General features: G+C 72.5%; 22 protein-coding genes, 1 tRNA gene and 1 pseudogene. 19 read left to right on the top strand and 5 right to left on the bottom strand.

The features are described from left to right. The first annotated feature begins 183 nt into the window (after positions 1 to 183). Together ACLWS4_RS09130 and ACLWS4_RS09135 are read left to right on the top strand one after the other, a co-directional pair. Positions 184 to 480: a type II toxin-antitoxin system VapB family antitoxin gene (locus ACLWS4_RS09130; RefSeq protein WP_030061387.1), complete on the top strand. Its 297-nt coding sequence runs from the start codon at positions 184 to 186 to the stop codon at positions 478 to 480. Positions 481 to 751: 271 nt separating this feature from the next. After that, positions 752 to 1,435, top strand: coding sequence for a LytR C-terminal domain-containing protein (locus tag ACLWS4_RS09135; protein WP_049650160.1), 684 nt, complete (start codon positions 752 to 754; stop codon positions 1,433 to 1,435). A 99-nt stretch (positions 1,436 to 1,534) separates the two neighbouring features. Here ACLWS4_RS09135 and upp read toward each other — a convergent pair whose 3' ends face one another. Continuing rightward, positions 1,535 to 2,170 (bottom strand): uracil phosphoribosyltransferase, encoded by a 636-nt coding sequence (gene upp, locus ACLWS4_RS09140; RefSeq protein ID WP_049650159.1) that lies wholly within the window; start codon positions 2,168 to 2,170, stop codon positions 1,535 to 1,537. Positions 2,171 to 2,365: 195 nt separating this feature from the next. Between upp and ACLWS4_RS09145 the strand changes: the two genes are divergently transcribed. The 8 genes from ACLWS4_RS09145 to ACLWS4_RS09180 all read left to right on the top strand — a co-directional run bounded on the left by ACLWS4_RS09145 (position 2,366) and on the right by ACLWS4_RS09180 (position 7,473). Further along, a complete protein-coding gene (locus tag ACLWS4_RS09145) occupies positions 2,366 to 2,569 on the top strand; it encodes a hypothetical protein (protein ID WP_049650158.1) in 204 nt (67 codons plus the stop codon). Positions 2,570 to 2,930: 361 nt separating this feature from the next. Continuing rightward, positions 2,931 to 3,488: a tRNA adenosine deaminase-associated protein gene (locus tag ACLWS4_RS09150; protein WP_049650157.1), complete on the top strand. Its 558-nt coding sequence runs from the start codon at positions 2,931 to 2,933 to the stop codon at positions 3,486 to 3,488. Positions 3,489 to 3,538: 50 nt separating this feature from the next. After that, a complete protein-coding gene (gene tadA, locus ACLWS4_RS09155) occupies positions 3,539 to 4,066 on the top strand; it encodes a tRNA adenosine(34) deaminase TadA (protein WP_416873741.1) in 528 nt (175 codons plus the stop codon). A gap of 67 nt (positions 4,067 to 4,133) precedes the next feature. After that, a tRNA-Ser gene (locus ACLWS4_RS09160) sits at positions 4,134 to 4,220 on the top strand. A gap of 487 nt (positions 4,221 to 4,707) precedes the next feature. Then, positions 4,708 to 4,872, top strand: coding sequence for a hypothetical protein (locus tag ACLWS4_RS09165; RefSeq protein ID WP_181970620.1), 165 nt, complete (start codon positions 4,708 to 4,710; stop codon positions 4,870 to 4,872). Positions 4,873 to 4,966: 94 nt separating this feature from the next. Further along, positions 4,967 to 5,260, top strand: coding sequence for a Dabb family protein (locus tag ACLWS4_RS09170; protein WP_049650156.1), 294 nt, complete (start codon positions 4,967 to 4,969; stop codon positions 5,258 to 5,260). Positions 5,261 to 5,574: 314 nt separating this feature from the next. After that, the gene (locus tag ACLWS4_RS09175) at positions 5,575 to 6,420 is read left to right on the top strand and encodes an RNA polymerase sigma factor SigF (protein WP_375876738.1); all 846 of its coding nucleotides are present in this window, start codon (positions 5,575 to 5,577) and stop codon (positions 6,418 to 6,420) included. 144 nt (positions 6,421 to 6,564) lie between these two features. Next, positions 6,565 to 7,473 carry an RNA polymerase sigma factor SigF gene (locus ACLWS4_RS09180; RefSeq protein WP_049650154.1) on the top strand — a complete coding sequence of 303 codons (909 nt, stop codon included), beginning with the start codon at positions 6,565 to 6,567 and terminating at the stop codon, positions 7,471 to 7,473. Here ACLWS4_RS09180 and ACLWS4_RS09185 read toward each other — a convergent pair. Then, complete coding sequence (locus tag ACLWS4_RS09185) at positions 7,460 to 8,449, bottom strand: tyrosine-protein phosphatase (protein WP_082345351.1); 990 nt, start codon at positions 8,447 to 8,449, stop codon at positions 7,460 to 7,462. The genes ACLWS4_RS09180 and ACLWS4_RS09185 overlap by 14 nt on opposite strands. A 354-nt stretch (positions 8,450 to 8,803) precedes the next feature. On the opposite strand from ACLWS4_RS09185, the gene ACLWS4_RS09190 reads away from it, so the two are divergent. The 8 genes and pseudogenes from ACLWS4_RS09190 (at position 8,804) to ACLWS4_RS09225 (ending at position 19,076) form a co-directional block, all read left to right on the top strand. Further along, positions 8,804 to 11,164, top strand: coding sequence for a hypothetical protein (locus ACLWS4_RS09190; protein WP_416873742.1), 2,361 nt, complete (start codon positions 8,804 to 8,806; stop codon positions 11,162 to 11,164). Positions 11,165 to 11,246: 82 nt separating this feature from the next. Beyond that, on the top strand, positions 11,247 to 12,761 hold the full coding sequence (gene pelF, locus ACLWS4_RS09195) for a GT4 family glycosyltransferase PelF (protein ID WP_049650152.1): 1,515 nt from the start codon (positions 11,247 to 11,249) through the stop codon (positions 12,759 to 12,761). A 73-nt stretch (positions 12,762 to 12,834) separates the two neighbouring features. Beyond that, positions 12,835 to 14,367 (top strand): hypothetical protein, encoded by a 1,533-nt coding sequence (locus ACLWS4_RS09200; protein ID WP_416873743.1) that lies wholly within the window; start codon positions 12,835 to 12,837, stop codon positions 14,365 to 14,367. Between the two features lie 159 nt (positions 14,368 to 14,526). Then, complete coding sequence (locus ACLWS4_RS09205; protein WP_074001825.1) at positions 14,527 to 15,519, top strand: SDR family NAD(P)-dependent oxidoreductase; 993 nt, start codon at positions 14,527 to 14,529, stop codon at positions 15,517 to 15,519. A 75-nt stretch (positions 15,520 to 15,594) separates the two neighbouring features. After that, a pseudogene (locus ACLWS4_RS09210) lies at positions 15,595 to 16,296 on the top strand (nucleotidyltransferase family protein); the annotation flags it as partial. 125 nt (positions 16,297 to 16,421) lie between these two features. Next, complete coding sequence (locus ACLWS4_RS09215; protein ID WP_416873744.1) at positions 16,422 to 17,339, top strand: NAD-dependent epimerase/dehydratase family protein; 918 nt, start codon at positions 16,422 to 16,424, stop codon at positions 17,337 to 17,339. Further along, a complete protein-coding gene (locus ACLWS4_RS09220; protein WP_074001827.1) occupies positions 17,336 to 18,031 on the top strand; it encodes a spherulation-specific family 4 protein in 696 nt (231 codons plus the stop codon). Before ACLWS4_RS09215 ends, ACLWS4_RS09220 begins: the two co-directional genes overlap by 4 nt. A 22-nt stretch (positions 18,032 to 18,053) precedes the next feature. Then, entirely contained in the window at positions 18,054 to 19,076 is a 1,023-nt protein-coding gene (locus tag ACLWS4_RS09225; RefSeq protein WP_049650147.1) for an endo alpha-1,4 polygalactosaminidase, read from the top strand. A 54-nt stretch (positions 19,077 to 19,130) separates the two neighbouring features. Here ACLWS4_RS09225 and ACLWS4_RS09230 read toward each other — a convergent pair whose 3' ends face one another. Further along, positions 19,131 to 19,331, bottom strand: coding sequence for a hypothetical protein (locus ACLWS4_RS09230; RefSeq protein WP_049650146.1), 201 nt, complete (start codon positions 19,329 to 19,331; stop codon positions 19,131 to 19,133). Positions 19,332 to 19,474: 143 nt separating this feature from the next. On the opposite strand from ACLWS4_RS09230, the gene ACLWS4_RS09235 reads away from it, so the two are divergent. Further along, positions 19,475 to 20,428: an aldo/keto reductase gene (locus ACLWS4_RS09235; protein WP_049650145.1), complete on the top strand. Its 954-nt coding sequence runs from the start codon at positions 19,475 to 19,477 to the stop codon at positions 20,426 to 20,428. A 98-nt stretch (positions 20,429 to 20,526) separates the two neighbouring features. Here the strand turns inward: ACLWS4_RS09235 and ACLWS4_RS09240 are convergent, their stop codons facing one another. Both ACLWS4_RS09240 and ACLWS4_RS09245 read right to left on the bottom strand, forming a co-directional pair. Further along, positions 20,527 to 21,522 (bottom strand): C40 family peptidase, encoded by a 996-nt coding sequence (locus ACLWS4_RS09240; RefSeq protein ID WP_416873745.1) that lies wholly within the window; start codon positions 21,520 to 21,522, stop codon positions 20,527 to 20,529. Then, complete coding sequence (locus ACLWS4_RS09245) at positions 21,519 to 22,793, bottom strand: SPFH domain-containing protein (RefSeq protein WP_416873746.1); 1,275 nt, start codon at positions 22,791 to 22,793, stop codon at positions 21,519 to 21,521. Before ACLWS4_RS09245 ends, ACLWS4_RS09240 begins: the two co-directional genes overlap by 4 nt. Positions 22,794 to 22,980 lie beyond the last annotated feature (187 nt).

The raw sequence follows: 22,980 nt of genomic DNA on the forward strand, positions 1-22,980 counted from the left end.
CTCCTGAGCGGATCGGAACGCTTCGGAACGCTTCGGCATCGGCACGGAACCCGATCGGCACCGGGCGATGTTCGCGACATTTCCCATCAAACAGCGGCATTCGTCCATGCGCAGTTCACACCGGCGCGCGTGGCGGAGCCTCGGCTGCTGCGCCATCCGCCGTCCGAACGGTAGGCTTTCCGTGTGATCTTCAAGCGCATCGGCAATGGGCGGCCGTACCCGGATCACGGCCGGACGAGCACCCGCCAGTGGGCTGACGTCGCCCCGCGCCCGGTGCGACTCGACCAGCTGGTGACCACCAAGGGCCAACTCGACCTCGAAACCCTCCTGGCCGAGGACTCGACGTTCTACGGGGACCTCTTCGCCCACGTGGTGAAGTGGCACGGCGACCTCTACCTGGAGGACGGCCTGCACCGGGCCGTCCGGGCGGCGTTGCAGCAGCGCCAGGTGCTGCACGCCCGCGTCCTCGAAATGGAGTGACGGACCCCCGACCGGGCCGTCGGACCCCCACGGGCTTTCCGGACCGCCCCCTCGCCACCCGGCGGAGGGCGGTCCGCGCGTACCCCGGTACCCCCTTTCGGGTACCGGGGTACGCCAGATGATGATCGTTTAGTACCTTCGAGGCTGTCCGGCACTACGCTGCTGACTACGGCCGCGACCAGGGGATTCCGCCCGCACCGGGGGAAGCCCCCACCCGGCCGATCCGTCATCCCGACCCCGCCCTGGTACGAGGGGGAGACAAACCGTGAGCATGTTGACTCCCCAAGGCCTCAAGGGGAAGCAGTACCGCGTCACCGGCAACACCTACCCGCGCCTGGGCCGGCCTCCGAAGAAGAGCCGCAAGGTGATCGCCGCACTCGCCGGCCTGCTCGCCCTGGCCCTGGTCGCGCTCGGCGGCGTGCAGCTGTACGACATCTTCACCGGCAGGAACAAGAACGCCTCGGCCCAGGCCTGCGCGGACCCGTCCGGCAAGCCGCTGGCCGCCCCGACGCCGGGGGCCGCCCCGGGCACCCCCGCCGCCTCCGGTGCGCCCGCCGCCGCGCAGGGCGACCCGCACGCCGTCCCGCAGGCCTCCGCCGTCACCGTGAACGTCTACAACGCCACCACCAAGGCCGGGCTGGCCGGCCGGACGGCCGAGGAGTTCAAGAAGCGCGGCTTCGTCATCGGCAAGGTCGGCAACGCCCCGGCCGAGCTGGACAAGAAGGTGCCCGGCACCGCCCAGGTGATCGCCGGTCCGGCCGGCGCCGGCGCGGGCACCCTGGTCGGCTCGCAGATCGCCGGGGCCGCCGTCACCGCCGACGCCCGCACCGACACCACCGTGGACTTCGTGATCGGCGACAGCTACAACGCCCTGCTGGACGAGACCCAGGCGGCCGCCGCCCTCGCGCTGGCCACCAAGCCCTCCCCCGCCCCGACCGCCACCGGCAGCTGCTGAGACGGCACCGACCGGACGCGCGGCACCACCGAACACCGAGAGCCCCCGGCAGACGCAGTGCCGGGGGCTCTCGGTGTTCGGTGGTTCGGGTGGGGAGGCTCAGCCGGCCGTGCCGTACAGCCGGTCGCCCGCGTCGCCGAGGCCCGGGACGATGTAGCCGTTCTCGTTGAGCCGCTCGTCCACGGCGGCGGTGACGACGGTGACCGGCAGGCCTGCCAGCTCCCGCTCCATCACCTCGACGCCCTCGGGGGCGGCCAGCAGCACCACGGCGGTGACGTCGGTGGCACCGCGCTCGATCAGCATCCTGATCGCGGCGACCAGGGTGCCGCCGGTGGCCAGCATCGGGTCGAGCACGTAGACCTGGCGGCCGGAGAGGTCGTCCGGCATCCGGGTGGCGTAGGTGGAGGCCTCCAGGGTCTCCTCGTTGCGGACCATGCCGAGGAAACCCACCTCGGCGGTCGGCAGCAGCCGGGTCATCCCGTCCAGCATGCCGAGGCCGGCCCGCAGGATCGGGACCACCAGCGGGCGCGGGTAGCTGAGGCGGGTACCCAGCGTGACCGCCACGGGGGTGGTGATCTCCACCTCGTCGGTGCGGACGTCCCGGGTGGCCTCGTAGGCGAGGAGGGTCACCAGCTCGTCGGTCAGGCGACGGAAGGTCGGCGAGTCGGTGCGCTCGTCGCGCAGGGTGGAGAGCTTGTGGGCGACCAGGGGGTGGTCAACAACGTGGAGACGCATGTATCGAGGTTAGCCCGGTCCTGGACGGGTGTACGACTCGCCGTGCCCACCGGGGCGCCGGTCCGGGTGACGCTCCCGTGACCCGCCGTGACCCGGCGCGGTCGTCCGGACGGAAGTGCCTCCTGTGGTATCAACCGGGCCGTTCTGGGAATGTCACCTCTTATGACGAGCAACCCGAACCCTGGGGACGGCTCGATGGACGAGCCCGTCGACGGGGTGGGCCGGAGCCCGGGCCCGCCGTACGACCACCCCGAGACGGAAGCGGAGCGCCGCAAGCGGCGGGCCGTCTTCCTGCGCGAGCTCACCGAGGCGCGCGAGCTGCGGGAGCGGGTCCAGCCGCGGCGGACCAAGGAGCGGCGGATGCGCGAGGCGATGCGGATGCGGACCTTCCGGATCTGACCGGGCCCGGGACCGCCCCCGGAACCGCCTCGGGAACCGCCTCGGGTGGCACCCCCGGACCACCCTGATGCCACCCTGGCGCCCGTCCGGCGCGACACCCGGACGGCCCCGGGAAGGGACCCGAACGGCCCCGCCGGGCGTTCGGAGCAAATTTCGACCGGCCTCGGACCGCCCCGGCCCGGCTTCGCCGTCCGCCACCCGGTCCTTCCGACACGACCTGCAAAGACGCGCTGCAGAACACCCCCCGCAAGGGCGGGCTTTCTGTCACGATTCCGATGGGACGGTCCGAACAAGCGGACCGCCTCTGGCGCGGGGGCGGCCAGATTTCCGCGTTGCCCGTGCGCGCCGACAGCCGAGACCGATGATCTTGGGAGTGTCCCTGGTGGCGTACTTCGCTGCAGTGCTTGCTCGCACCGAGGACGGGTGGGATGTGAGCGAGACGGAGCTCGACGACGTCGAAACCCTCGCCGATCTGGCCGACCTGGCCCGCGGATCCGCCCAGGACGACGACAGCGTCCTGATCTTCATCGAACAGGAGGACGCCTGGTTCGCCGTCGTCCGCGTGGACGGCGAGGAGGACCCGCGGATCTTCGTGTCGGACGGCGCCGCGGCCGCCCGCAGCTCCTACGGCTCCGTCCTCACCGACGAGTTGGTCGACCAGGCCGGCGAGAGCGAGTTCGGCGACCTGGACCACCTGCTGGACGAGGCCGAGGAGGCCGAGGAGCAGGACGAGGAGGACGCCGACGCCCGCGGCGGCGTCCCGGTCGGCCCGCTCGGCGACGCCCACCTGCTCACCGAGTTCGGCCTCGCCGCCGACGAGCTGCTGGCGCTCAGCGGCGAGGGCGCGGTCCCGGGCGACGCCCTGGAGGAGATCGCCGAGGCCCTGGGCTGCGGCGAGGTCCTGGAGGCCGTCCGGTAGCGGCGTCGGCCATGCCGGTGTCCACCACCGGATACCCGACACTGGATGCCATGCAGCCCGCATCCACTCCGCTGACCGTCCCGCACGTCCCCCCGCTGCCCGCCCCCGTCCGCCCCGACCCGGTCCGCGACCGCTGGGCGGCGCCGATGCGCCTCGCCATGGCCGAGGCCGCGCTGGCGCCGGCCACCGGGGACGTACCGGTCGGGGCGCTCGTCCTGGACCCGGACGGCGAGGTGATCGGACGCGGCCACAACGAGCGCGAGGCGGTCGGCGACCCGACCGCGCACGCCGAGGTGGTCGCGGTCCGGCAGGCCGCGGAGAAGACCGGGGAGTGGCGGCTGAGCGGCTGCACGCTGGTCGTCACGCTGGAGCCGTGCACCATGTGCGCCGGCGCCATCGTGCTCTCCCGGATCGACCGGGTGGTCTACGGCGCCCTCGACGAGAAGGCCGGCGCGGCCGGCTCGCTCTTCGACGTGATGCGCGACCGCCGGCTCAACCACCGGCCCGAGGTGATCCCGGGCGTCCTCGCCGAGGAGTGCGGCGCGCAGCTGCGCGCCTTCTTCGACACCCACCGCTGAGGGCCCGCCGGGCACCGCGGTGATACGGATTTCGTGACTGCGCCACCCCTCCGGTAGAGTTCCTCTCGGTAGCGTGTCCGAGCGGCCAAAGGAGCACGCCTCGAAAGCGTGTGTGGGGGCAACTCCACCGTGGGTTCGAATCCCACCGCTACCGCTCGAAAGCCCGAGGGCCCGTCCGATCCGGACGGGCCCTCGGCGTTTGTCCGCCCACGTCGCGGGAGCCGCGGGGCATCTCCGGAACGGCCCCGGACATGGGAACGGCTCCGTACCCCGGGCCGATGACCACCGGTGCCCGGTCCGTACGGAGCCTGGAGGGGGAGCGGTTCGGGGGGACTGACCGCTCCCCCGGCGGAGTCCCACAACCGGCGCCGCGTCGGGGGGAAGCCGCGGCGACCGGTCCCACAGCGGGGAGCTCCGGATCCATGCACCGGGGATTCCTGCCAGATCCTCGGTACGTCTTCCATCCTGCCGTCCGGTCCGCGAGCGGGCATCCGGAGAAAGGCCCCACTCGCGGGGACCTTCGTCCCGCCGGCCGAACGCGTCGCACACTTGATAGCCCGTCCGGGTGGATAAGCTGCCCCCTGCAGGCCGCTCGGGGACCGGATGACGGCGGCCCACAGCTGGGAGGAAGAGGTCACCCGATGGCGCAGGCGAAGAAGATCGGCATGGCCCTCCTGCTCATCTTCGTGCTCTACTCGATCATCACCTCACCCTCCCGGTCCGCCGAGCTGGTCCAGCTCGGCTTCGAGGGGATCTCGAACGCGGCCAAGGCCGTCGGCACCTTCATGACCGGTCTGATCAAGTGACGGACGGCCCGCACCCATTCGGGTAGCGGTCGGCCCCCTGGCACCGGCTACGGTGAGCGGGACCCTCTGTCCCCGTCCGCGAGGAGCGGCAATCGTGATCCGCCACCTGGTCCTGTTCAAGCTCAACGAAGGCGTCAGCAAGGACGAAGAGCGCGTGCTCGCCGGCGCCAAGGCCTTCGACGCGCTCGGCTCGGTGATCCCCGAGCTGCGCGAGTGGGAGTGCGGCTGGAACACCACCGAGCGCGACATCGCGTACGACTACGCGATCAACAGCCTGGTCGAGGACCGCGACGCCCTCCAGGCCTACCTGACCCACCCGGACCACCAGGCCGCGGCCGGCCTCTGGCGCGAGTTCGCCACCTGGGTGATCGCCGACGTCGAGGTCTGAGCACCCGTCCGGCCCCACCCGTCCGACCCGGACCACCCGAAGCCCGACCCCGGTGCTTCCCCCGGACGGACCGCGGCGCCCCGTCCGGCTTCCGGGCGGGGCGCCTTGCTCCGTCCCGGAACGATCCGCGCGGCCGTTCGCCGGCCGGCCCGGGAAAGGTTGAACGGCCCACCAACACACCTCCATCGGGTGCTTGCCCGACCTGTGCCCACCTTGTGATGCTATGACCGGTTTTGCCGGACATGGCGAGGTCGTGAACCCGCCGTGGCACCCGCTCCGCAGGGCCCGCCGTTGACGACTTTGGGAGGGGTGAGGTGTCCGTGGACGAAGTGCTGGCTGCGATCACCAGCCCGGCCGGCGAGCTCCGACCGGACCGGCTGCGCGGCCCCGGCGGCCGCCCCGCCGTGGACGTCCGGACGCTGACCCGGGTGCTGTTCGAACGGCTCGCCGAGCTGCCCCCGGACGCCCCCGAGCGGGAGCGGGTCCGGGCCGCCCTGATCGAGGTGAACATCCCGCTGGTCCGCTACGCCGCCACCCGCTTCCGCAGCCGCAGCGAGCCGATGGAGGACGTCGTCCAGGTCGGCACCATCGGCCTGATCAACGCGATCGACCGCTTCGACCCCGGCCGCGGCGTCCAGTTCCCCACCTACGCGCTGCCGACCATCCTGGGCGAGATCAAGCGCTACTTCCGGGACAACGTCCGCACCATGCACGTCCCGCGCCGGCTCCAGGAGCTGTGGGTCCAGGTCAGCGGCGCGATGGAGGAGCTGACGGTGCTGCACGGCCGGGTGCCCAAGGTGCCCGAGATCGCCGCCAGCCTGCGGATCCCCGAGGAGGACGTACGGGCCTGCCTGGACGCCGGGCGGGCGTACAACGCGGCGTCCCTGGAGGCCGCGCAGGAGCACGAGGGCGGGCTCGCCCTGCTCGACCGGCTCGGCTACGAGGACTCCGCGCTGGCCGAGGTCGAGCACCGGGACATGGTCCGCCACCTGCTGGTCCAGCTCCCCGAGCGGGAGCGGCGGATCGTGATGCTGCGGTTCTTCGCCAACCTGACCCAGTCCCAGATCAGCACCGAGCTGGGGATGTCCCAGATGCACGTGTCCCGGCTGCTCTCCCGGATCCTGACCAGGCTTCGGACCGGCAACTCCTGGGAAGAGTGAGATTGCAGCGAGTTACCCCGGCGTGACATCTTGCGACGTTCGGGTTTGCCGTGGACCGTGTTCCGGTATGCAGGGGGAAGGCCCTCGCCGGGAACCACCGCGCGACGGCCCCCGTTCAACTGACAGTCACAAGGGGGTGGGTGCATGTCCGGAGAGCTGGGCACTGCGGAGATCCACGCTGGCGGCCAGGCCAACGGCACGGCCGTCGTCGAGGACCTGGTCCCGCGGCAGCGGGTCGAACCGGCCCGGCCGCCCGGCCCCGACACGGGACCGGAGACGCCGCCCGGCTCGGTGCTGGACACCCGGACGCTCTCCCGCTCGCTGTTCCTGCGGCTGGCCGCGCTGGACCCGGGCAGCGCCGAGCACACCTACGTCCGCGACACCCTGATCGAGCTCAACCTGCCGCTGGTCCGGTACGCCTCGGCGCGCTTCCGCAGCCGCAACGAGCCGATGGAGGACATCGTCCAGGTCGGCACGATCGGCCTGATCAAGGCGATCGACCGGTTCGACCCGGAGCGCGGGGTGGAGTTCCCCACCTTCGCGATGCCCACCGTGGTCGGCGAGATCAAGCGCTTCTTCCGGGACACCAGCTGGTCGGTCCGCGTTCCGCGCCGGCTCCAGGAGCTGCGGCTGGCGCTCACCAAGGCCGGCGACGAGCTCTCCCAGCGGCTGGACCGCTCCCCCACCGTCGCCGAGCTGGCGGCCTGCCTGGGGGTCAGCGAGGAGGACGTGGTCGAGGGCCTCGCGGTCGGCAACGCGTACACCGCCAGCTCGCTCGACTCCAGCACCGGCGAGGAGGACAGCGACGGCCCGCTGGCCGACCGGCTCGGCTACGAGGACCTCGCGCTGGAGGGCGTCGAGTACCGGGAGTCGCTCAAGCCGCTGCTGGCCAAGCTGCCGCCGCGCGAGCGCCGGATCATCATGCTGCGGTTCTTCGGCAACCTCACCCAGTCGCAGATCGGCGAGGAGATCGGGATCTCCCAGATGCACGTCTCGCGGCTGCTCACCCGGACGCTCACCCAGCTGCGCGAGGGGCTGATCAACGAGGGCTGAGCCGACCGCCGGGAGCCGGGCCGCCCCGCTCGGCTCCCGGGTCGTCCAGCAGGTTGGCGCGCAGCCCGGCCAGCACCTCCCCGTCCAGTCCGAGTCCGTCCCGCCAGTAGGCGTCGAAGCCGCCCCAGCCGGCCGCGACCTCGGCGAAGGCCGCGTCCAGGTAGCCGCCGTCGGCGCGGAAGACCGGCAGGAGCAGCTCGGGCTCGCGCATCAGGCCGCGGGCCCCGAAGTCGTCCAGCACCCGCCGTACGACCGGGGCGGAGCGCTCGTTGGTGAGCAGGTAGTCGGCCAGGACGGTCTCCCGGTCCACCCCCAGGGCGGTCAGCAGGAGGGCCGCGGCCCAGCCGGTGCGGTCCTTGCCCGCCGAGCAGTGGAACAGCAGCGGCGGCCCCTGAGGATCCGCCAGCAGCCGTAGCAGGGCGGCGAATCGCTCGCGCGCCACCCGGTCCGTGACGAACCACCGGTAGAGGCCGGCCATCCGGGCGGCCGCCCGGCCGTCGCCGAGCAGCGCCCGCTGGCGCTCCGGGTCGTGGTCCGCCAGCGCGTCGCGGACCAGCAGGACGATGTCGAAGTCCGGTGCCAGCAGCGGGAGATGGTGGAGCGTCACACCGCCGGGCAGATGGTCCAGACCGGTCTCGCGGACTTCGGCCATGCTCCGCAGGTCCACCACGCTATGCAGGCCGAGCGCGCCGAGCGGGCCGAGGTCCTCGGCGGTGACACGGTTCAGGCCATCGCTGCGCAGTGCCACCCCGGGCCGGAGAATCCGCCCGTCAGCCGTCCGGTACCCGCCCAGATCACGGGCATTCAGCGCACCGCGCAAACCGAGACTGCGTCCGACCAGCGGCGTTCCGCCCGCCTCCGGTGACGCATTCCGTACGCTCGGGAATCCCCCGGACTCGGTATGCTGATCGACCATGTGAGCACCTCCATTGCATATTCGGACTGTCACATGGCACAGCCGTGCCCGATATTGCATGAACCTGCCCAACTGGGCGGCGAGATGTGCAAGAGTGTCATGCGCAACGACGACAGTGTAGGTGTCCCGCCCGCCCCACTGGGCCGCACCGTCGGTAACCACGTGTAGCAGTCAGCTTCCGGTTTTTCATTTTCAATTCACTATTTGCGCCGCCGGTCCGGTTCCGGTCACAATCAGCGCCTTCATGGCTTCGCCATGAACGTTGGTAACAGGTTCGCTGCACTCTCGCCCAATTGGTCCCTCGCACCACCGTCCCTCGACCAGGATGGGCCCGGGCAGCCTGCTGCCCGCGAACAGCTACACGGGCAGGCGAGCGCCGAGCAGCGTGACGCCTGCACCAAGGGGAGGATCACCATGGGTCGAGCGACCCGAAGAGTCGCCGCGTGCGCGGCGGCAGTCCTGCTGGCCAGCGGCTTGCAGACCACCCTGGCCCACGCCGACGCGGCGCCGCCCAGGATCGACCTCACCGTCCTGGTCGTCGACGACGGCGGCCCGTCCGTCGCTGCCATCACCGCCGAGTTGAAGAGCCAGGGCACGCCCTACAAGGTCATCAGCCTCAATGACCCCAACCGCCCCGTCATCAACTCCGCTTTCCTGAGCGACACGCTGAACGGCCAGCCCCGCGGGAAGTTCCAGGGCATCGTGCTGCCCAACGAAAACCCCTTCCCCAACAGTGCCACCGAGATGACGGCGATCGCGACCTACGAAGCCGCATTCAACGTCCGCCAGATCGACGCGTACACGTGGGCCAACCCGGCGGTGGGGCTGAACTACGCCCAGAATCCCGGATTCGTGGGCACTCTCGACGGATTCCAGGGCGCCACCACCGCGGCCGGAACTTCGGGCCCGTTCGGGTACCTCAAGGGCAGCGTCCCGTTCGAGGACAACGACCCGAACGTCGGCGAGAGCTACGGCTACCTGGCCACTCCGCTCGCCAGCCTGCCGGCCGGCGCCTCGTTCGTCCCGCTGGTCGACGCGCCGATACCCAACACGGCCAGCCGCGGTTCGCTGGTCGGCGAGTACACCCACGACGGCCGCAAGGAACTGGTCGTCACGTTCGTCTACAACCAGTACCAGCAGCAGTACCGGCTGCTGGCCCGCGGCATGGTCGACTGGCTCACCCAGGGCGTCCACCTCGGCTACGACCGCAACTACTTCGCCACCCACGTGGACGACGTCTTCCTGGCCGACGACCGCTGGGACACCGTGCTCAAGTGCACCCCCGGCGACGTCACCTGCCCGCCCGGCACCCCGGACACCGCCAACCCGATCCGGATGACCGTCGACGACGCCAACCACCTCAAGCAGTGGCAGGCCGCCAACAACTTCACCCTGGACATGGTGTTCAACGGCGGCGGCAGCGAGGACTGGAAGGCCGACCACCAGACCACGGTGGACCCCACGGCGAACCAGATGATCGCCGACCAGAGCAACTACCGGTGGGTCAACCACACCTACACCCACCCGTACCTGGGCTGCGAGCAGAACGTCACCGTGGTGCCGTGGGTCTGCGCCAAGAACACCGCGGGCGCCACCGTCTGGGTCGACCAGAACACCATCTCATCCCAGATCAAGACCAACGCCGACTGGGCCACCGCGAACGGCCTGGGCTTCGACCCGCAGTCCCTGGTCACCGGCGAGCACTCCGGCCTGCTGACCGCCCCGCAGGAGACCAGCGACAACCCGAACCTGGCGCCGGCGCTGGCCGCCAACGGCATCAAGTTCACCGCCAGCGACGCCTCCCGCGAGACCGGCCAGCGGCCCGTCGGCGCCGCCCTGACCGTGCCGCGGTACCCGATGAACGTCTTCTACAACGCCGGTACGGCGAAGGAGGAGGCCGACGAGTACAACTGGATCTACACCAGCAAGGCCAACGGCGGCAGCGGCGTCTGCGAGAACAACGCCAACTCCACCTGCCTGCCCCAGCCGCTGGACACCACCACCGGCTACCAGTCGTACATCGTGCCGCTGGAGGCCCGGATCGACCTCGGCCACGTGCTGAGCAACGACCCGCGGCCGCACTTCGTGCACCAGTCGAACCTGTCCGAGGACCGCATCCTGTACCCGGTGCTGGAGAAGATCCTCGGCACCTACCGCTCGCTGCACGCGGACAGCGCCCCGATCGTGAACCTGAGCCAGCGCGAGATCGGCCAGGAGTTCCAGCGCCGCGCGGCCTGGAACACCGCCCTCGCCTCCGGCCAGGTCACCGCCTACCGGGTCGGCAGCACCGTCACCGTCAACGCGCCGTCCGGCGTTCAGGTCCAGGCCACCATGCCGACCGGAACCGCTCAGAAGCTGGCCATCGGAACGGGCGGGTTCGGTTCGTCCTACGCCGGTACCCTCTCGGGTTGGGTGTCCCCGGGCGCGCTGCAGAGCAGCGTCACCCTGCAGCTGCCGTCCGCGCCGGCCGCCCCGGCCCCCGTCGCGCCGGGCGTCGCGGCCAAGTCCGTCCCGGCCCCGGCGCCGGCGGACAAGAAGGTCGTGCCGCAGGGTGTCGCCACCCCGGTCCCGGTGGGGCCGAGCGACACCACCCGCAAGCCCGCTCCGTCCCTGGTCCCGGGTAGCGGAACCCCGGTGCCCGGCAAGGATGTCCTCGCTGGCACCATCGGTCAGGGCGGCAACGGCCACGACGACAAGGCTGCGACGAAGAACGGCAAGGCCTCTGGGGGGACGGCCACGCCGAGCAGCACCACCGGACGCTCCGGCAACCGGTAACCGGTAACCAGCACCACCCGCCACGGCTCCCGTTCCGGTCATCCAGGCCGGAACCTACGCAAGAACAGGAGGGGGGACAGGAATGCGCGTCACCCTGCTCACCGAGGGGACGTATCCGCACCAGCACGGCGGCGTGAGCGTCTGGTGCGACCAGCTCGTTCAGGGCATGCCGGACGTCGAGTTCGACGTCATCGCCGTCACCGGAACCGGCCACGAGCCACTGGCCTGGGAACTGCCCGCCAACGTACGGTCGGTCACCACCGCGCCGCTGTGGGGGCCCGCCTCGGAGGGCCGAGCGCCCCGCGGCAAGGAGATGCGGCGCTTCCTCAACGCGTACGAGCGCTTCCTGCACTCCATCCTCGACCCGGTCTACACCACCCACTTCGGCACCGAGCTGTACAACTTCGCCGACCTCGCCCGGCACGGGCTGCTCAGCCCGGCGCTGCGCAGCGAGCGCGCGCTGCGCACCCTCCAGCAGGTCTGGACCCGCGACTACCTGCCGACCGCCGTCTCCCGGCCCACCCTGCACGACGCCCTGAACGCCACCGACCTGCTGGAGCACGCCCTGCGGCCGCTCTCGGTCGAGCCGCCCAAGGACGGCGTCGCGCACGCGGCCAGCGGCGGCCTCGCCACCCTGCCGGGGCTGATCGCCGCCCAGCAGTACGGCGTACCGTTTCTGCTCACCGAGCACGGCATCTACCTGCGCGAGCGCTACCTCGGCTACCGCACCGGCCCCTACCGCTGGCCGGTCAAGGCGCTGCTGCTCGGCTTCTACCGGATGCTCGCCGAGGAGAGCTACCGGCAGGCCGCCCTCGTCACCCCCGGCAACCGGTACAACCGGCGCTGGGAGGAGCGCGGCGGCACGCCGTCCTCGCACATCCGCACCGTCTACAACGGGGTGGACCCGGCGGCCTTCCCGCCGGCCGGCCCCGAGCCCGAGACGCCGACCCTCAGCTGGGCCGGCCGGGTCGACCCGATCAAGGACCTGGAGACGCTGATCCGGGCCTTCGCCATCGTCCAGCGGGAGATCCCCGAGGCGCGTCTGCGGCTCTTCGGCGGCACCCCCAAGGGCGGCGAGGCGTACCGGGACGGCTGCATAGCCCTGGCCGCCGAGCTCGGCATAGCCGACTCGGTGGCCTTCGAGGGCCGCGTCGCCGACATCACCGACGCGTACGCGGCGGGCAACGTGGTCATGCTCTCCAGCATCAGCGAGGGCTTCCCGTTCACCCTGATCGAGGCGATGTCCTGCGGCCGCGCGACCGTCTCGACCGACGTCGGCGGCGTGCGCGAGGCCGTCGGCGACACCGGACTGGTCGTCCCGCCGCGCGAACCCGAACCGATGGCGGCCGCCGCGATCGAGCTGCTGCGCGACGCCGAACGGCGCGCCCGGCTCGGCGAGGGCGCCCGGCTGCGGGTGATCGAGCAGTTCACCCTCCGCCAGAACATCGACGGCTTCCGCGGCATCTACACCGAGCTCCTGGGCACCGCCCGCTGGATGCCCGGCGGCATGGTCGCCGTCACCGACCAGGTCCCCAGCCCCGACTGGGACCAGCAGCTGGCCGCCGCCCGCCCCGAGCCGAGCGAGGTCGGCGCGTGAACGGGCACGGCGACAGAACCATCGAGAGGCGCGTGTCCCGCTCAGCGGCCGCCGAGCACAGCGAGGTGGACGCATGAGCGGTCCGTTGCGACTGATTCCGGGCGAGGCCGGCCCCGACCAGACCGTGCAGCTGCGCGCCCTGCCGCTCAAGCGCCGCCGTCCCGCCCCGTCGGAGCAGGAGCCGGAGCCGGAGCAGGATGACTCGCTCTACCTCCCCGCGGACCCGCTGGACGAGCTCGCCGAGCGCCTGCGCGACGTCTGCGCCGACGCCGTCCACCCGTACGAGATCGCGGCCTTCCTGGAGTCCGACGGCCTGTCGGACGAGCAGGCCGCCCTGCTGTACGGCCGCCCCGACGCGTTCACCGTCGCCGAGGAACTGTTCGAGAAGGTCGAGCGCCGCTACCCCGGCCCGAGCTCCGAGTTCGCCAACCCCTGGCGGGCCGACCCCTGGCGCTGCGTGGTGCGCGGCCTGGTGTTCGCCCTGCCGGGGCTCGGCTACCTGCTCGGCGCCAACCTGTTCGCGACCACCCGGATGCGCTTCGGCCTGCCCTCGGGCATGCTCGCGCTGTCCGTCGCCACGCTGGTCAGCTGGGGCTTCAACCAGGCGCTGGCGCACCGCTCCTACCGCTGGCTGGGCCGGCTGCGCCGCCGCGAGGCCGCGGTCTGCCTGGCCGTCGGCGCCCCGGTCGGCGCGCTGGTCGCGGCGGCCGCCGCGTACGTGGTCGGCGGGCCGCTGGGCGCGCTGTGCTTCGCCGCCGGGCAGTCCTGCTACCTGGGCGCGGCGACCGTGCTGCTGGTGCTCGGGCGGGAGAAGTTCCTGCTGCTGGCGCTGGCCCCGGCCTCGGTCGGCGCGGGCGTGGTGCTGGCGGCGGACGTCCCGCAGCCGGTCCGTACGGTCGTGCTGCTCGTGTCGCTGGTGCTGGCGGTCGGACTGGCCGTCCGGGAGCTGCTGGTCTGCATCCGCGGCGGCGAACGCGAGTCCGTCGAGCTGAGGCTGCCGGTCCGCCAGGAGGTCCCGCACCTGCTGTTCGGCCTGGCCTGCGGCGCGCTCACGCTGATCGCCGGCCTCGGCGGGACGATCCACCAGGCCGTGCAGTCCGGCGGCCTCCCCGCGCAGGCCACGTCGACCACCCCGACCGGGCCGGCCATGATCGCGCTGACGCTCAGCCTGGGCCTCGCCGAGTGGCTGCTCTTCCGCTACCGGGCGATGGCGGTGGCCGCGTTGCGCACCAGCCACACCAGCGGCCAGTTCACCCGCCGCACCGGCGGGATCCTGCTCGGCTGCCTCTTCATCTACCTCACCACCGTGGCCGCGCTGGACGCCGCCGCGACCGTGCTGTGGCCCGGCGCCCCCGCGCTCGGCGTGCCGCAGCTCGGCGCGATGCTGCTCCTCGGCGGCTCGCTCTGGCTGGCGCTGCTGCTGAACGCCTTCGGGTTCAGCTGGAGCACCGCCCTCGTCTGTCTGGCCGCCGCGGTCGCCGAGAGCGCCGGGCTGCTGGCGGGTGCGGACCCGATCGTCCTGCAGCTGATCGGCTGCGGGACGGCCGCCTTCGTCCTCACCGCACTGGCCGGGCCCGCGCTCGGCCGCACCACCCAGCACCGCTGAAAACGCACCACCCAGCACCGCTGAACACATCGAATATCCCGCACGCCTCCTTCGCGTGCACCGCCGTACCCGTTCCACCTGAGACACCCACCGGGCCAACGGCGGCCGGCCACCCCAGTGCGTCCGGCCGCCCCGGCAGATCGAGAAAGCGACATCCGCATGAGCAGCGTTGCGGTTACCGGAGCCGAGGGCTTCATCGGCTCCCACCTCGTCGAGACCCTGGTCGCCGACGGGCACCACGTCCGCGCGATGGTCCAGTACAACTCGTTCTCGTCCTTCGGCTGGCTGGAGACCCTGTCCGAGGAGGTGCTGGACTCGGTCGAGATCGTCCTCGGCGACGTCCGGGACCCGGGCTCGGTCAACGGCCTGGTCAAGGGCACCGAGGCGGTCTACCACCTGGCCGCCCTGATCGCGATCCCGTACTCCTACCGCGCCCCCCACTCGTACGTGGACACCAACGTCACCGGCACCCTGAACGTGCTGGAGGCGGTGCGCCACCAGGAGATCCCCCGCCTGGTGCACACCTCCACCAGCGAGACCTACGGCACCGCGCAGACCGTGCCGATCACCGAGGACCACCCGATCAACACCCAGTCCCCGTACGCCGCCTCCAAGGCCGGCGGGGACCGGCTGGCCGACAGCTACCACGCCAGCTTCGAGACCCCGGTCGTCACCCTGCGCCCGTTCAACACCTTCGGCCCGCGCCAGTCGATGCGCGCCGTCATCCCGACCGTGATCGCCCAGGTCGCGGCCGGCCAGACCGAGATCACCCTCGGCGACCTGCGCCCGACCCGCGACTTCACGTTCGTCAAGGACACCGCCAACGCCTTCCGCACGGTGGGCTCCGCGCCCGCCGACACGGTGGTCGGCCGGACCTTCAACGCCGGCACCGGCGGCGAGATCTCGGTCGGCGACCTGGTCACCCTGGTCGGCAAGCTGATGGGCGTGGACCTGGTGGTGAAGGAGGACGAGCAGCGCATCCGTCCGACCAACTCCGAGGTCATGCGCCTGGTCGCGGACGCGACCCGGCTGCGCGAGGCCACCGGCTGGGCCCCGAACTTCAGCCTGGAGCAGGGCCTGGAGCAGACCATCGAGTTCTTCCGCGACCCGGCCAACCTGGCCCGCTACAAGACCGACATCTACAACGTCTGACCCGCCCCGACCGATCTTGCTCGTCCTGGTAACCAAGGTTCGTGTCCTGCACATCCTTTCCGTGGGGGAAACACCATGCACGCAGTGATCCTGGCCGGCGGTAAGGGCGTCCGTCTCCGCCCGTACACCACCGCGCTTCCCAAGCCGCTCGTCCCGATCGGCGACCAGCACGCGATCCTGGAGATCGTGATGCGCCAGCTCGCCGCCGCGGGCTTCCAGAGCGTCACCCTGGCCATCGGCCACCTCGGCCACATCATCCGCGCCTACGTCGGCAACGGCTCGCAGTGGGGCCTGCGGGTCGGCTACGCCGTCGAGGACAGCCCGCTCGGCACCATGGGCCCGCTGCTCACCATGCAGGAGCGCCTGCCCGAGCACTTCCTGGTGATGAACGGCGACATCCTGACCGACCTGGACTTCGCCGGGGTGCTCAAGCACCACGAGGCGTCCGGCGCCCCGCTGACCATCGCCACCTACGCCCGCCAGGTCAAGATCGACTTCGGCGTGCTGACCTCCGAAGAGGGCACCATCACCGGCTTCCAGGAGAAGCCCAGCATCGACTACCGCGTCTCGATGGGCGTGTACGGCGTCTCCCGCTCGGCGCTGGCCAAGTACACCCCCGGCCTGCCGCTGGGCTTCGACGAGCTGGTGCTCGACCTGCTGGCCGCCGAGACCCCGCCCGCCGCGTACGAGTTCGGCGGCTACTGGCTGGACATCGGCCGGCCCGACGACTACGACCGGGCCAACGCCGAGTTCTCCACCATCCGTCCGGTCCTGATGCCCTTCGAGTCGAGCGGCATCACACCGGGTGTCGCGGAGCTGCCGATCCCGGCCGCCCGCACCGCCCCGGACGACGCGACCACCGAGCCCGCCACCGCGGGCGCCGAGAGCGACGGACGGGCCGCGTGAGAATTCTGCTCCTCGGCGGCGACGGCTTCCTCGGCCGTCACGCCACCGCCGTCCTGCGGTCAGTGCCCGGTGCCACCGTGCTGACCGCGGGCCGGCGGCCCGCCCACGACCTCCGGCTGGACCTGGCCACCGCCCAGGCCGGCCCGCTCGGCGAGGAACTGTCCACGCTGGCCCCCGACGCGGTGGTCAACTTCGCCGGCGCGGTGGCCGGCAGCGCGGTCAAGCTCGCCGAGGTGAACGCCCGCGGCCCGGCGGTGCTCTGCGAGGCGCTCTCCCTCGGCGCCCCGAAGGCCCGCCTGGTGCACATCGGTTCGGCCGGCGAGTACGGCGTCTGCGCGCGGGGCGAGTCCCTCGCCGAGGACGCCGACGCCCGCCCGGTCGGTGTGTACGGCGCGACCAAGCTGGCCGGCTCCCTCGCGGTGGCCGGCTCGCCGCTGGACGCCGTGGTGCTGCGGGTGTTCAACCCGGTCGGCCCCGGCGCCCCGGCGGGCTCGCTGCCCGGGCGGCTGGCCGCCGAGCTGCGCCGGGTGGCGCCCGAGGGCGCCGACGGCGTGATCACGGTCGGCGACCTCTCCGCCTACCGCGACTTCGTCGACGCCCGGGACGTGGCGAAGGCGGTCGGCCTGGCCGTCACCGCCGACCGTCCGCTCCCCCGGGTGCTCAACCTGGCCTCCGGGCACGCCCGGCAGGTCCGGGCGATCGCGGACGGGCTGGTCGCCGCGGCCGGCTTCACCGGCCGGATCGACGAGAGCGGGGCGGGCTCCGAGCGCTCGGCCGCGGTCTCCTGGCAGCAGGCCGACGTGTCGGCCGCCGACCGGGAGCTCGGCTGGCGGCCGGAGACGGACCTCGCCGACACCCTGCGCGACCTGTGGCTCGGCACCGCCGGGCCCACGCCCGACCCGGTGGTCGCATGACCGCCGGGCACACCCCCGACGGCCGCCTGCTGGTGCCGCTGTACGTCCACCCCGCGGTGGACCCGGCGGCCTGGCAGGCGGTCGCCGCCGCCGACCCCGCCCGGATCGCCGCCGTCGTGCTCAACCTCGCCGACGGTCCGGGCGAGTTCCCGGACCACGTCTTCGCCGAGGCCGCCGACGAACTCCGCGCCGCCGGACTGCCGTTGGTCGGCTACACCGACACCGACTACGGCCGCCGGCCGCACGCGGCCGTGGTGGCCGACATCCTGACGTACCGTCAGCGCCACGGCATCACCGGCGTCTACCTCGATCAGGTCTCCACCCACCCGGGTGCGCTCGCGCACTACCGGCGGCTGGCCACGGCCGCCCGCGCGGCCGGCTGCGGCACCGTGGTGTTCGGCCACGGCGAGCACCCGGACCCGGGCTACGCCGAAGTCGGCCTGGCCGACCTGCTGGTGACCTTCGAGGGCGACTGGGACGCCTACCGCGCCATGACGCTGCCGCTGTGGACCGGCCGGCACGCGGCCTCCCGCTTCTGCCACCTGGTCTACGACGTCCCTTCCGAGCACGCCCAGGACGCCGCCGCCCTGATCGCCGCCCGGCGAGCCGGCGTCGGCTGCGCCGTACCGGGGGCCGGGGAGAACCCCTGGCGCACCCTGCCGTACGGCCTGAACGCCGCCGAACTGACCTGACCCGATCCGGAGTCCGACTACCGTGAACCGCCGCAACCACCGGCACCTCCCGGCCGCCCTGGCCCTCGCCACCGCCACCGCCCTGCTGGTCAGCTCGTGCAGCAGCTCGGGATCGGAGGACGACCAGGACTCGGCCGACGGCACCCCGAGCAACTCCCCCGCGGCCACCGCGCCGAGCACCCCCGGCACCCCCGACCCGAGCACCACCGAGCCGGGCACGCCGACCCCCGCGCCCACCGCTCCCGGCACCACCGCGCCCGCCCCGGGCACGCCCGGCAGCAGCACGCCTCCCGGCACCCCGCAGGGCACCGGCACCCCGCCGGGCAACCCGGCACCACCGGCCGGCGCCCGCTGGCAGCCCGCCCCGGGCCTCGCCTGGCAGTGGCAACTCGGCGGCGGCGTCGACCAGTCGGTGGACGTCCCGGTCTACGACATCGACGGCTTCGAGAACGACGCCTCGGTGGTGGCCGCGCTGCACGCCAAGGGCCGCAAGGTGATCTGCTACATCAACGCCGGCTCCTGGGAGGACTTCCGCCCCGACTCCGCCGCCTTCGCCAAGTCCCTCCAGGGCTCGGACACCGGCTGGAAGGGCGAGAAGTGGTTCGACATCCGCAAGCTCGACCAGCTGAAGCCGCTGATGGCCGCCCGCTTCGACATGTGCCGGAGCAAGGGCTTCGACGCCGTCGAGCCGGACACCATCGAGGCGTACAACCAGAACAGCGGCTTCCCGCTGACCCCGGACGACCAGCTCAAGTACAACCGGATGCTGGCCCAGCTCGCCCACGAACGCGGCCTGGCCATCGGCCTGAAGAACGACCTGGACCAGATCCCGGCCCTGCTCCCGGACTTCGACTTCGCGGTCAACGAGGAGTGCGCGCAGTTCGACGAGTGCGACCGGGTCGCGCCCTTCGTCAAGGCGGGCAAGGCGGTCTTCCACGTCGAGTACAAGCTCGACACGGACCAGTTCTGCGGCAAGGCCAAGTCGCTGGGCTTCAGTTCGATGCGGAAGAAGCTCGAACTGAACGCCTGGCGCAAGCCCTGCTGAGGTGTTCGTCTTCCGTCGCGCGGGTGACCCGGACGAGGGCCACCCGCGCGAAGGTCACTTGACCGCCAGCCAGACGACGGCGCCCAGGACGACCAGCACGACGACGGCGACCAGCGCGATCACGCCGGTGCGGCCGCTGCTCTTGCTGCTGCCGTAGGTGGAAACGTTGCCCGGGGCCTGGGGCGCCGGGCTCTCGTCGACGAACGCCCGGAACATCTGGGTGCTGCCGGCGGGGTCGTAGTCGTTGTCAGCCATGGCACGGACTCTAACGAATCGGCCCACCTCGGGCACACCCCGGACCCCCGTCGCGCGGACCACACCACCCTTCCGTGCAACAGCCTCGTGAAGACCGCGGGGTTCCCGGAATGCCGGGCCGGGCCATGGGGTTGACTGCCTTCATGACCGGAAACCACAGCCGGGTGAGCCTCGGCACCTCCGACCTGTCCGTCTTCCCGCTCTCCCTCGGCGGCAACGTCTTCGGCTGGACGGCCGACGAACAGCAGTCCTTCGCCGTCCTGGACGCCTACGCGGCGGCCGGCGGAAACTTCGTCGACACCGCCGACGTCTACTCCTCCTGGGCCCCGGGCAACACCGGCGGCGAGTCCGAGACCGTCCTCGGCAACTGGCTGCGCAGCCGCGGCAACCGCGAGGACGTCGTGATCGCCACCAAGGTCGGCATGCTCGCCGAGCGCGGTGGCCTGGGCGCCGCCAACATCAAGGCCGCGGCCGAGGACTCGCTGCGCCGCCTGGGCGTCGAGCGGATCGACCTCTACTACACCCACCGGGACGACGACACCCCGGTCGAGGAGTTCGTCACCGCGCTGGACGAGCTGGTCCGCGAGGGCAAGGTCCGGGCGGTCGCCGCCTCCAACATCTCCGCCGAGCGGCTCACCGAGGCGCTGGCCTTCGCCGAGCGCGAGGGCCTGGCGAAGTACGTCGCCGTCCAGCCGCACTACAACCTGGTCTCGCGCGGCACCTTCGAGGGCCCGCTGGCCGACGTGGTCGCCGAGCACGGCCTGGCCACCGTCCCGTACTACGCGCTGGCCTCCGGCTTCCTGACCGGCAAGTACCGTCCGGGCGCCGACGGCGTGGCCAGCGCCCGCGCCGAGGGCGCCGCCCGCTACCTGGCCGAGCCGCGCGGCCCCAAGGTGCTGGAGGCGCTGGACACCGTCGCCGCCGAGCAGGGGGTGGAGCCCGCCTCCGTCGCCCTGGCCTGGCTCGCCGCCCGTCCGACGGTCGCCGCCCCGATCGCCAGCGCCCGCACCGTCGAGCAGCTCCCGCCGCTGCTGGTCGGCGCCACCCTGCAGCTCACCCCGGAGCAGACCGCCCTGCTGGACGCCGCCTCCGCCTGAGCCGGATCCGGCACCGCGGCCGCTCCGAACGCGGTCCGGGCCCCGACAGCGGCGCGCTGTCGGGGCCCGGTACGGCCTTCGCCGTCATGGCCGCGCGGTCACGGCCGCCCGAAGTGGGTGGGGTAGTAGCCCTGGCTGAGGGTCGAGATCCGGACGGTCGTGCCCGGCCGGGGAGCCTCCACGAACTTGTTGCCACCGAGGTAGATCCCCACGTGGTGGATCCCCGAGGCCCGGCCGCTGTCGGACCAGAACACCAGGTCGCCGCGGCGCAGCTGCCCGGCGCTGATCGGCGTGGTCGCCGCGTACTGGTCGTCGGCCACCCGCGGCAGGCTGATCCCCGCGCGCCGGTAGGCCTGCTGGACCAGCCCCGAGCAGTCGTAGCCGGACGGGCCGTTGCCGCCCCAGACGTACGGCTTGCCCAGCTGGGCGAGCGCGTAGTCGATGGCCGACTCCATGCTCCCGGAGGCCGGTGCGGGGTTCGCCGACGGACGGCTCGCGGAAGGCGCGGGCTGCGCGGGGGTCCGGGCGGAGCCGCCGGACTGCCCGGTGCGGCTCGCGTAGACGTCGTAGTGGCTGGTCCAACGCCACTCGCCGCTGCCGTTCTTGAACCAGTACTTCGAGCCGTCCCAGCCCTGGCGCACCCCGGCGGAGGAGGCCGAGCCGTTGGAGACGGCCTGAGCGGAGGAACCAGAGGAACCGGCGGAGCCGCCGGACTGCCCGGTGCGGCTCGCGTAGACGTCGTAGTGGCTGGTCCAACGCCACTCGCCGGAGCCGTTCTTGAACCAGTACTTCGAGCCGTCCCAGCCCTGCTTCCCGGCCGCGGCGTGCGCGGATCCGGCGCCGGCCGTCAGGCCGACGACGCCGGCGCCCGCCAGCACGGTGGTGGCCAGGCAGGTGCCCCGCACGGCCCGGTGTATTCGGCTGCCGCCGGCCGCCGCCGCGGAGCGGGCGGTGCGCGGCCGGACGACGCAGTTCGGGCAGCCGCAGCCCGCGAGCGCGGGGATGCTGCCGAGGCGCTCCTCGAAGCCGATCAGTCCGGGATCGCCGTCGGGGCCGATACCGGACTCGGCGTACGCGCCGGTGGCTATCCTCATGCGGGTCGTCCTTCCTTCCGCCCGGCACGGGCGGCCGGGGACGGTACCGAGGCGGCCACTCCGGCCGGGGCGACGAAGGCGACCAGCAGCTGCTCCATCAGCGCGCTGCGGGCGGCCTCGTCCAGTTCGTGCGCGGTGGCCCGCTCCAGCCGGCGGACGGCGAGCGCCGCGGCCTCGACCGCGTCGTCCACCAGCACCGTGCGCAGGCCCGCGTCCAGGTCGGCCAGTCTGCGCCGGCGCATCGACTCGGCCACCTCGGGCGCGTAGTCCAGGGCCAGCGGCTGCACCGAGTAGACCTCCAGGCCGGCCGGGGCGACCTCGGCGGCCAGCGCCCTGGTCATCTCGTCGGCGAACCACTGCCCGTCGCGCAGCGCGGGGCCGGGCGCGGCGTTGCTGTCGCAGGGCAGGGTGGACGCGGTGCGGGTGAGCACGGCCTGGACCTGCTCGCGCAGGTAGCTCTCGTGGTCCTCGATCGCGAGCAGCGCCCGCGCGGTGTCCTTGACCCGCCAGACGATCAGCAGCCGGACCACGATCGGCGTGCCGGTGCGGTCCACCACCTTGACCGGCTCGCTGCGCCAGTGCCGCAGCCGCACGTCCACCCGGCGGCGGCGCAGCAGCGGGTTGACCCAGACCAGGCCGGTCCGGCGGACGGTGCCCCGGTAGCGGCCCCAGCGGGTCAGCACCCGGGTCTCGCCGCCCGCGTTGGCCAGCAGCCCGGCGAGCGTGAACACCACCAGCAGGCCGGCGGCGGCCACCGCGGCGATCCACGGCGCGTCCACCTCCACCCGGCCGCTCTCCCGCGCGGCGCTGCCGCGCAGGTCGGGCAGCGCGTCCCAGTACGGGATGACGCCGGTGCGCAGCAGCACGAGCAGCACGCCGCCCACGCCGATCAGCACCGCCAGCAGGGCCAGCCAGCCGGGCAGCGCGGTGGCGCGCTGCTCGCGCAGCGCCTGGTCGGCGCGCGGCGGGCGCCGGGAGGTGGTGGCGGTCAGGGCCCCGGCCACCGTGGGGTCCGGGAGTTCGATGGTCTCCGGGGCGGCCGACTCCAGCGGGTCCCGCAGGTCCGCCGAGCCGCCGTGGGAGGGGCTCGGGACGACGGCCAGCGGGGTGGTCGCCGGACCGCTGTCGGCCGGGCCGCCCAGCTTGAGGGTCTTGACGGCGGTGGTCCCGGCCAGCGGGCCGGAGCCGACGGCGGAACGTTCCGGCAGGGCCGGCGGGAGTGCCTTGGGCAGGTTGTCGGGTCGCTGCGAAGAATCGCGGGTGACGTCCATGCACGGATCCTCTGGGTCGGTGTGTCGCGCAACGGGCGGCCCGGATCTGACGGGCAGTGCCAGGGTCAGGCTAAGTTCATACGTCATCAAATGCGACATTTGAGCCGAGGTGTGTCGACATTTACTGACGAATCATCCAAAGCCGACCTGACGCGCAGGCACATGAACTGATGGTCGGGACAGTTCG

Source organism: Kitasatospora sp. SC0581, from assembly GCF_048159585.1.
GTDB lineage: Bacteria > Actinomycetota > Actinomycetes > Streptomycetales > Streptomycetaceae > Kitasatospora.

Coding starts and splice junctions, on each gene's coding strand:
- ACLWS4_RS09135 (WP_049650160.1), top strand. CDS start 752: ATGTTGACTCCCCAAGGCCTCAAGGGGAAGCAGTACCGCGTCACCGGC.
- upp (WP_049650159.1), bottom strand. CDS start 2,170: ATGCGTCTCCACGTTGTTGACCACCCCCTGGTCGCCCACAAGCTCTCC.
- ACLWS4_RS09145 (WP_049650158.1), top strand. CDS start 2,366: ATGGACGAGCCCGTCGACGGGGTGGGCCGGAGCCCGGGCCCGCCGTAC.
- ACLWS4_RS09150 (WP_049650157.1), top strand. CDS start 2,931: ATGATCTTGGGAGTGTCCCTGGTGGCGTACTTCGCTGCAGTGCTTGCT.
- tadA (WP_416873741.1), top strand. CDS start 3,539: ATGCAGCCCGCATCCACTCCGCTGACCGTCCCGCACGTCCCCCCGCTG.
- ACLWS4_RS09165 (WP_181970620.1), top strand. CDS start 4,708: ATGGCGCAGGCGAAGAAGATCGGCATGGCCCTCCTGCTCATCTTCGTG.
- ACLWS4_RS09180 (WP_049650154.1), top strand. CDS start 6,565: ATGTCCGGAGAGCTGGGCACTGCGGAGATCCACGCTGGCGGCCAGGCC.
- ACLWS4_RS09185 (WP_082345351.1), bottom strand. CDS start 8,449: ATGCAATATCGGGCACGGCTGTGCCATGTGACAGTCCGAATATGCAAT.
- ACLWS4_RS09190 (WP_416873742.1), top strand. CDS start 8,804: ATGGGTCGAGCGACCCGAAGAGTCGCCGCGTGCGCGGCGGCAGTCCTG.
- pelF (WP_049650152.1), top strand. CDS start 11,247: ATGCGCGTCACCCTGCTCACCGAGGGGACGTATCCGCACCAGCACGGC.
- ACLWS4_RS09200 (WP_416873743.1), top strand. CDS start 12,835: ATGAGCGGTCCGTTGCGACTGATTCCGGGCGAGGCCGGCCCCGACCAG.
- ACLWS4_RS09205 (WP_074001825.1), top strand. CDS start 14,527: ATGAGCAGCGTTGCGGTTACCGGAGCCGAGGGCTTCATCGGCTCCCAC.
- ACLWS4_RS09220 (WP_074001827.1), top strand. CDS start 17,336: ATGACCGCCGGGCACACCCCCGACGGCCGCCTGCTGGTGCCGCTGTAC.
- ACLWS4_RS09230 (WP_049650146.1), bottom strand. CDS start 19,331: ATGGCTGACAACGACTACGACCCCGCCGGCAGCACCCAGATGTTCCGG.
- ACLWS4_RS09235 (WP_049650145.1), top strand. CDS start 19,475: ATGACCGGAAACCACAGCCGGGTGAGCCTCGGCACCTCCGACCTGTCC.
- ACLWS4_RS09240 (WP_416873745.1), bottom strand. CDS start 21,522: ATGAGGATAGCCACCGGCGCGTACGCCGAGTCCGGTATCGGCCCCGAC.
- ACLWS4_RS09245 (WP_416873746.1), bottom strand. CDS start 22,793: ATGGACGTCACCCGCGATTCTTCGCAGCGACCCGACAACCTGCCCAAG.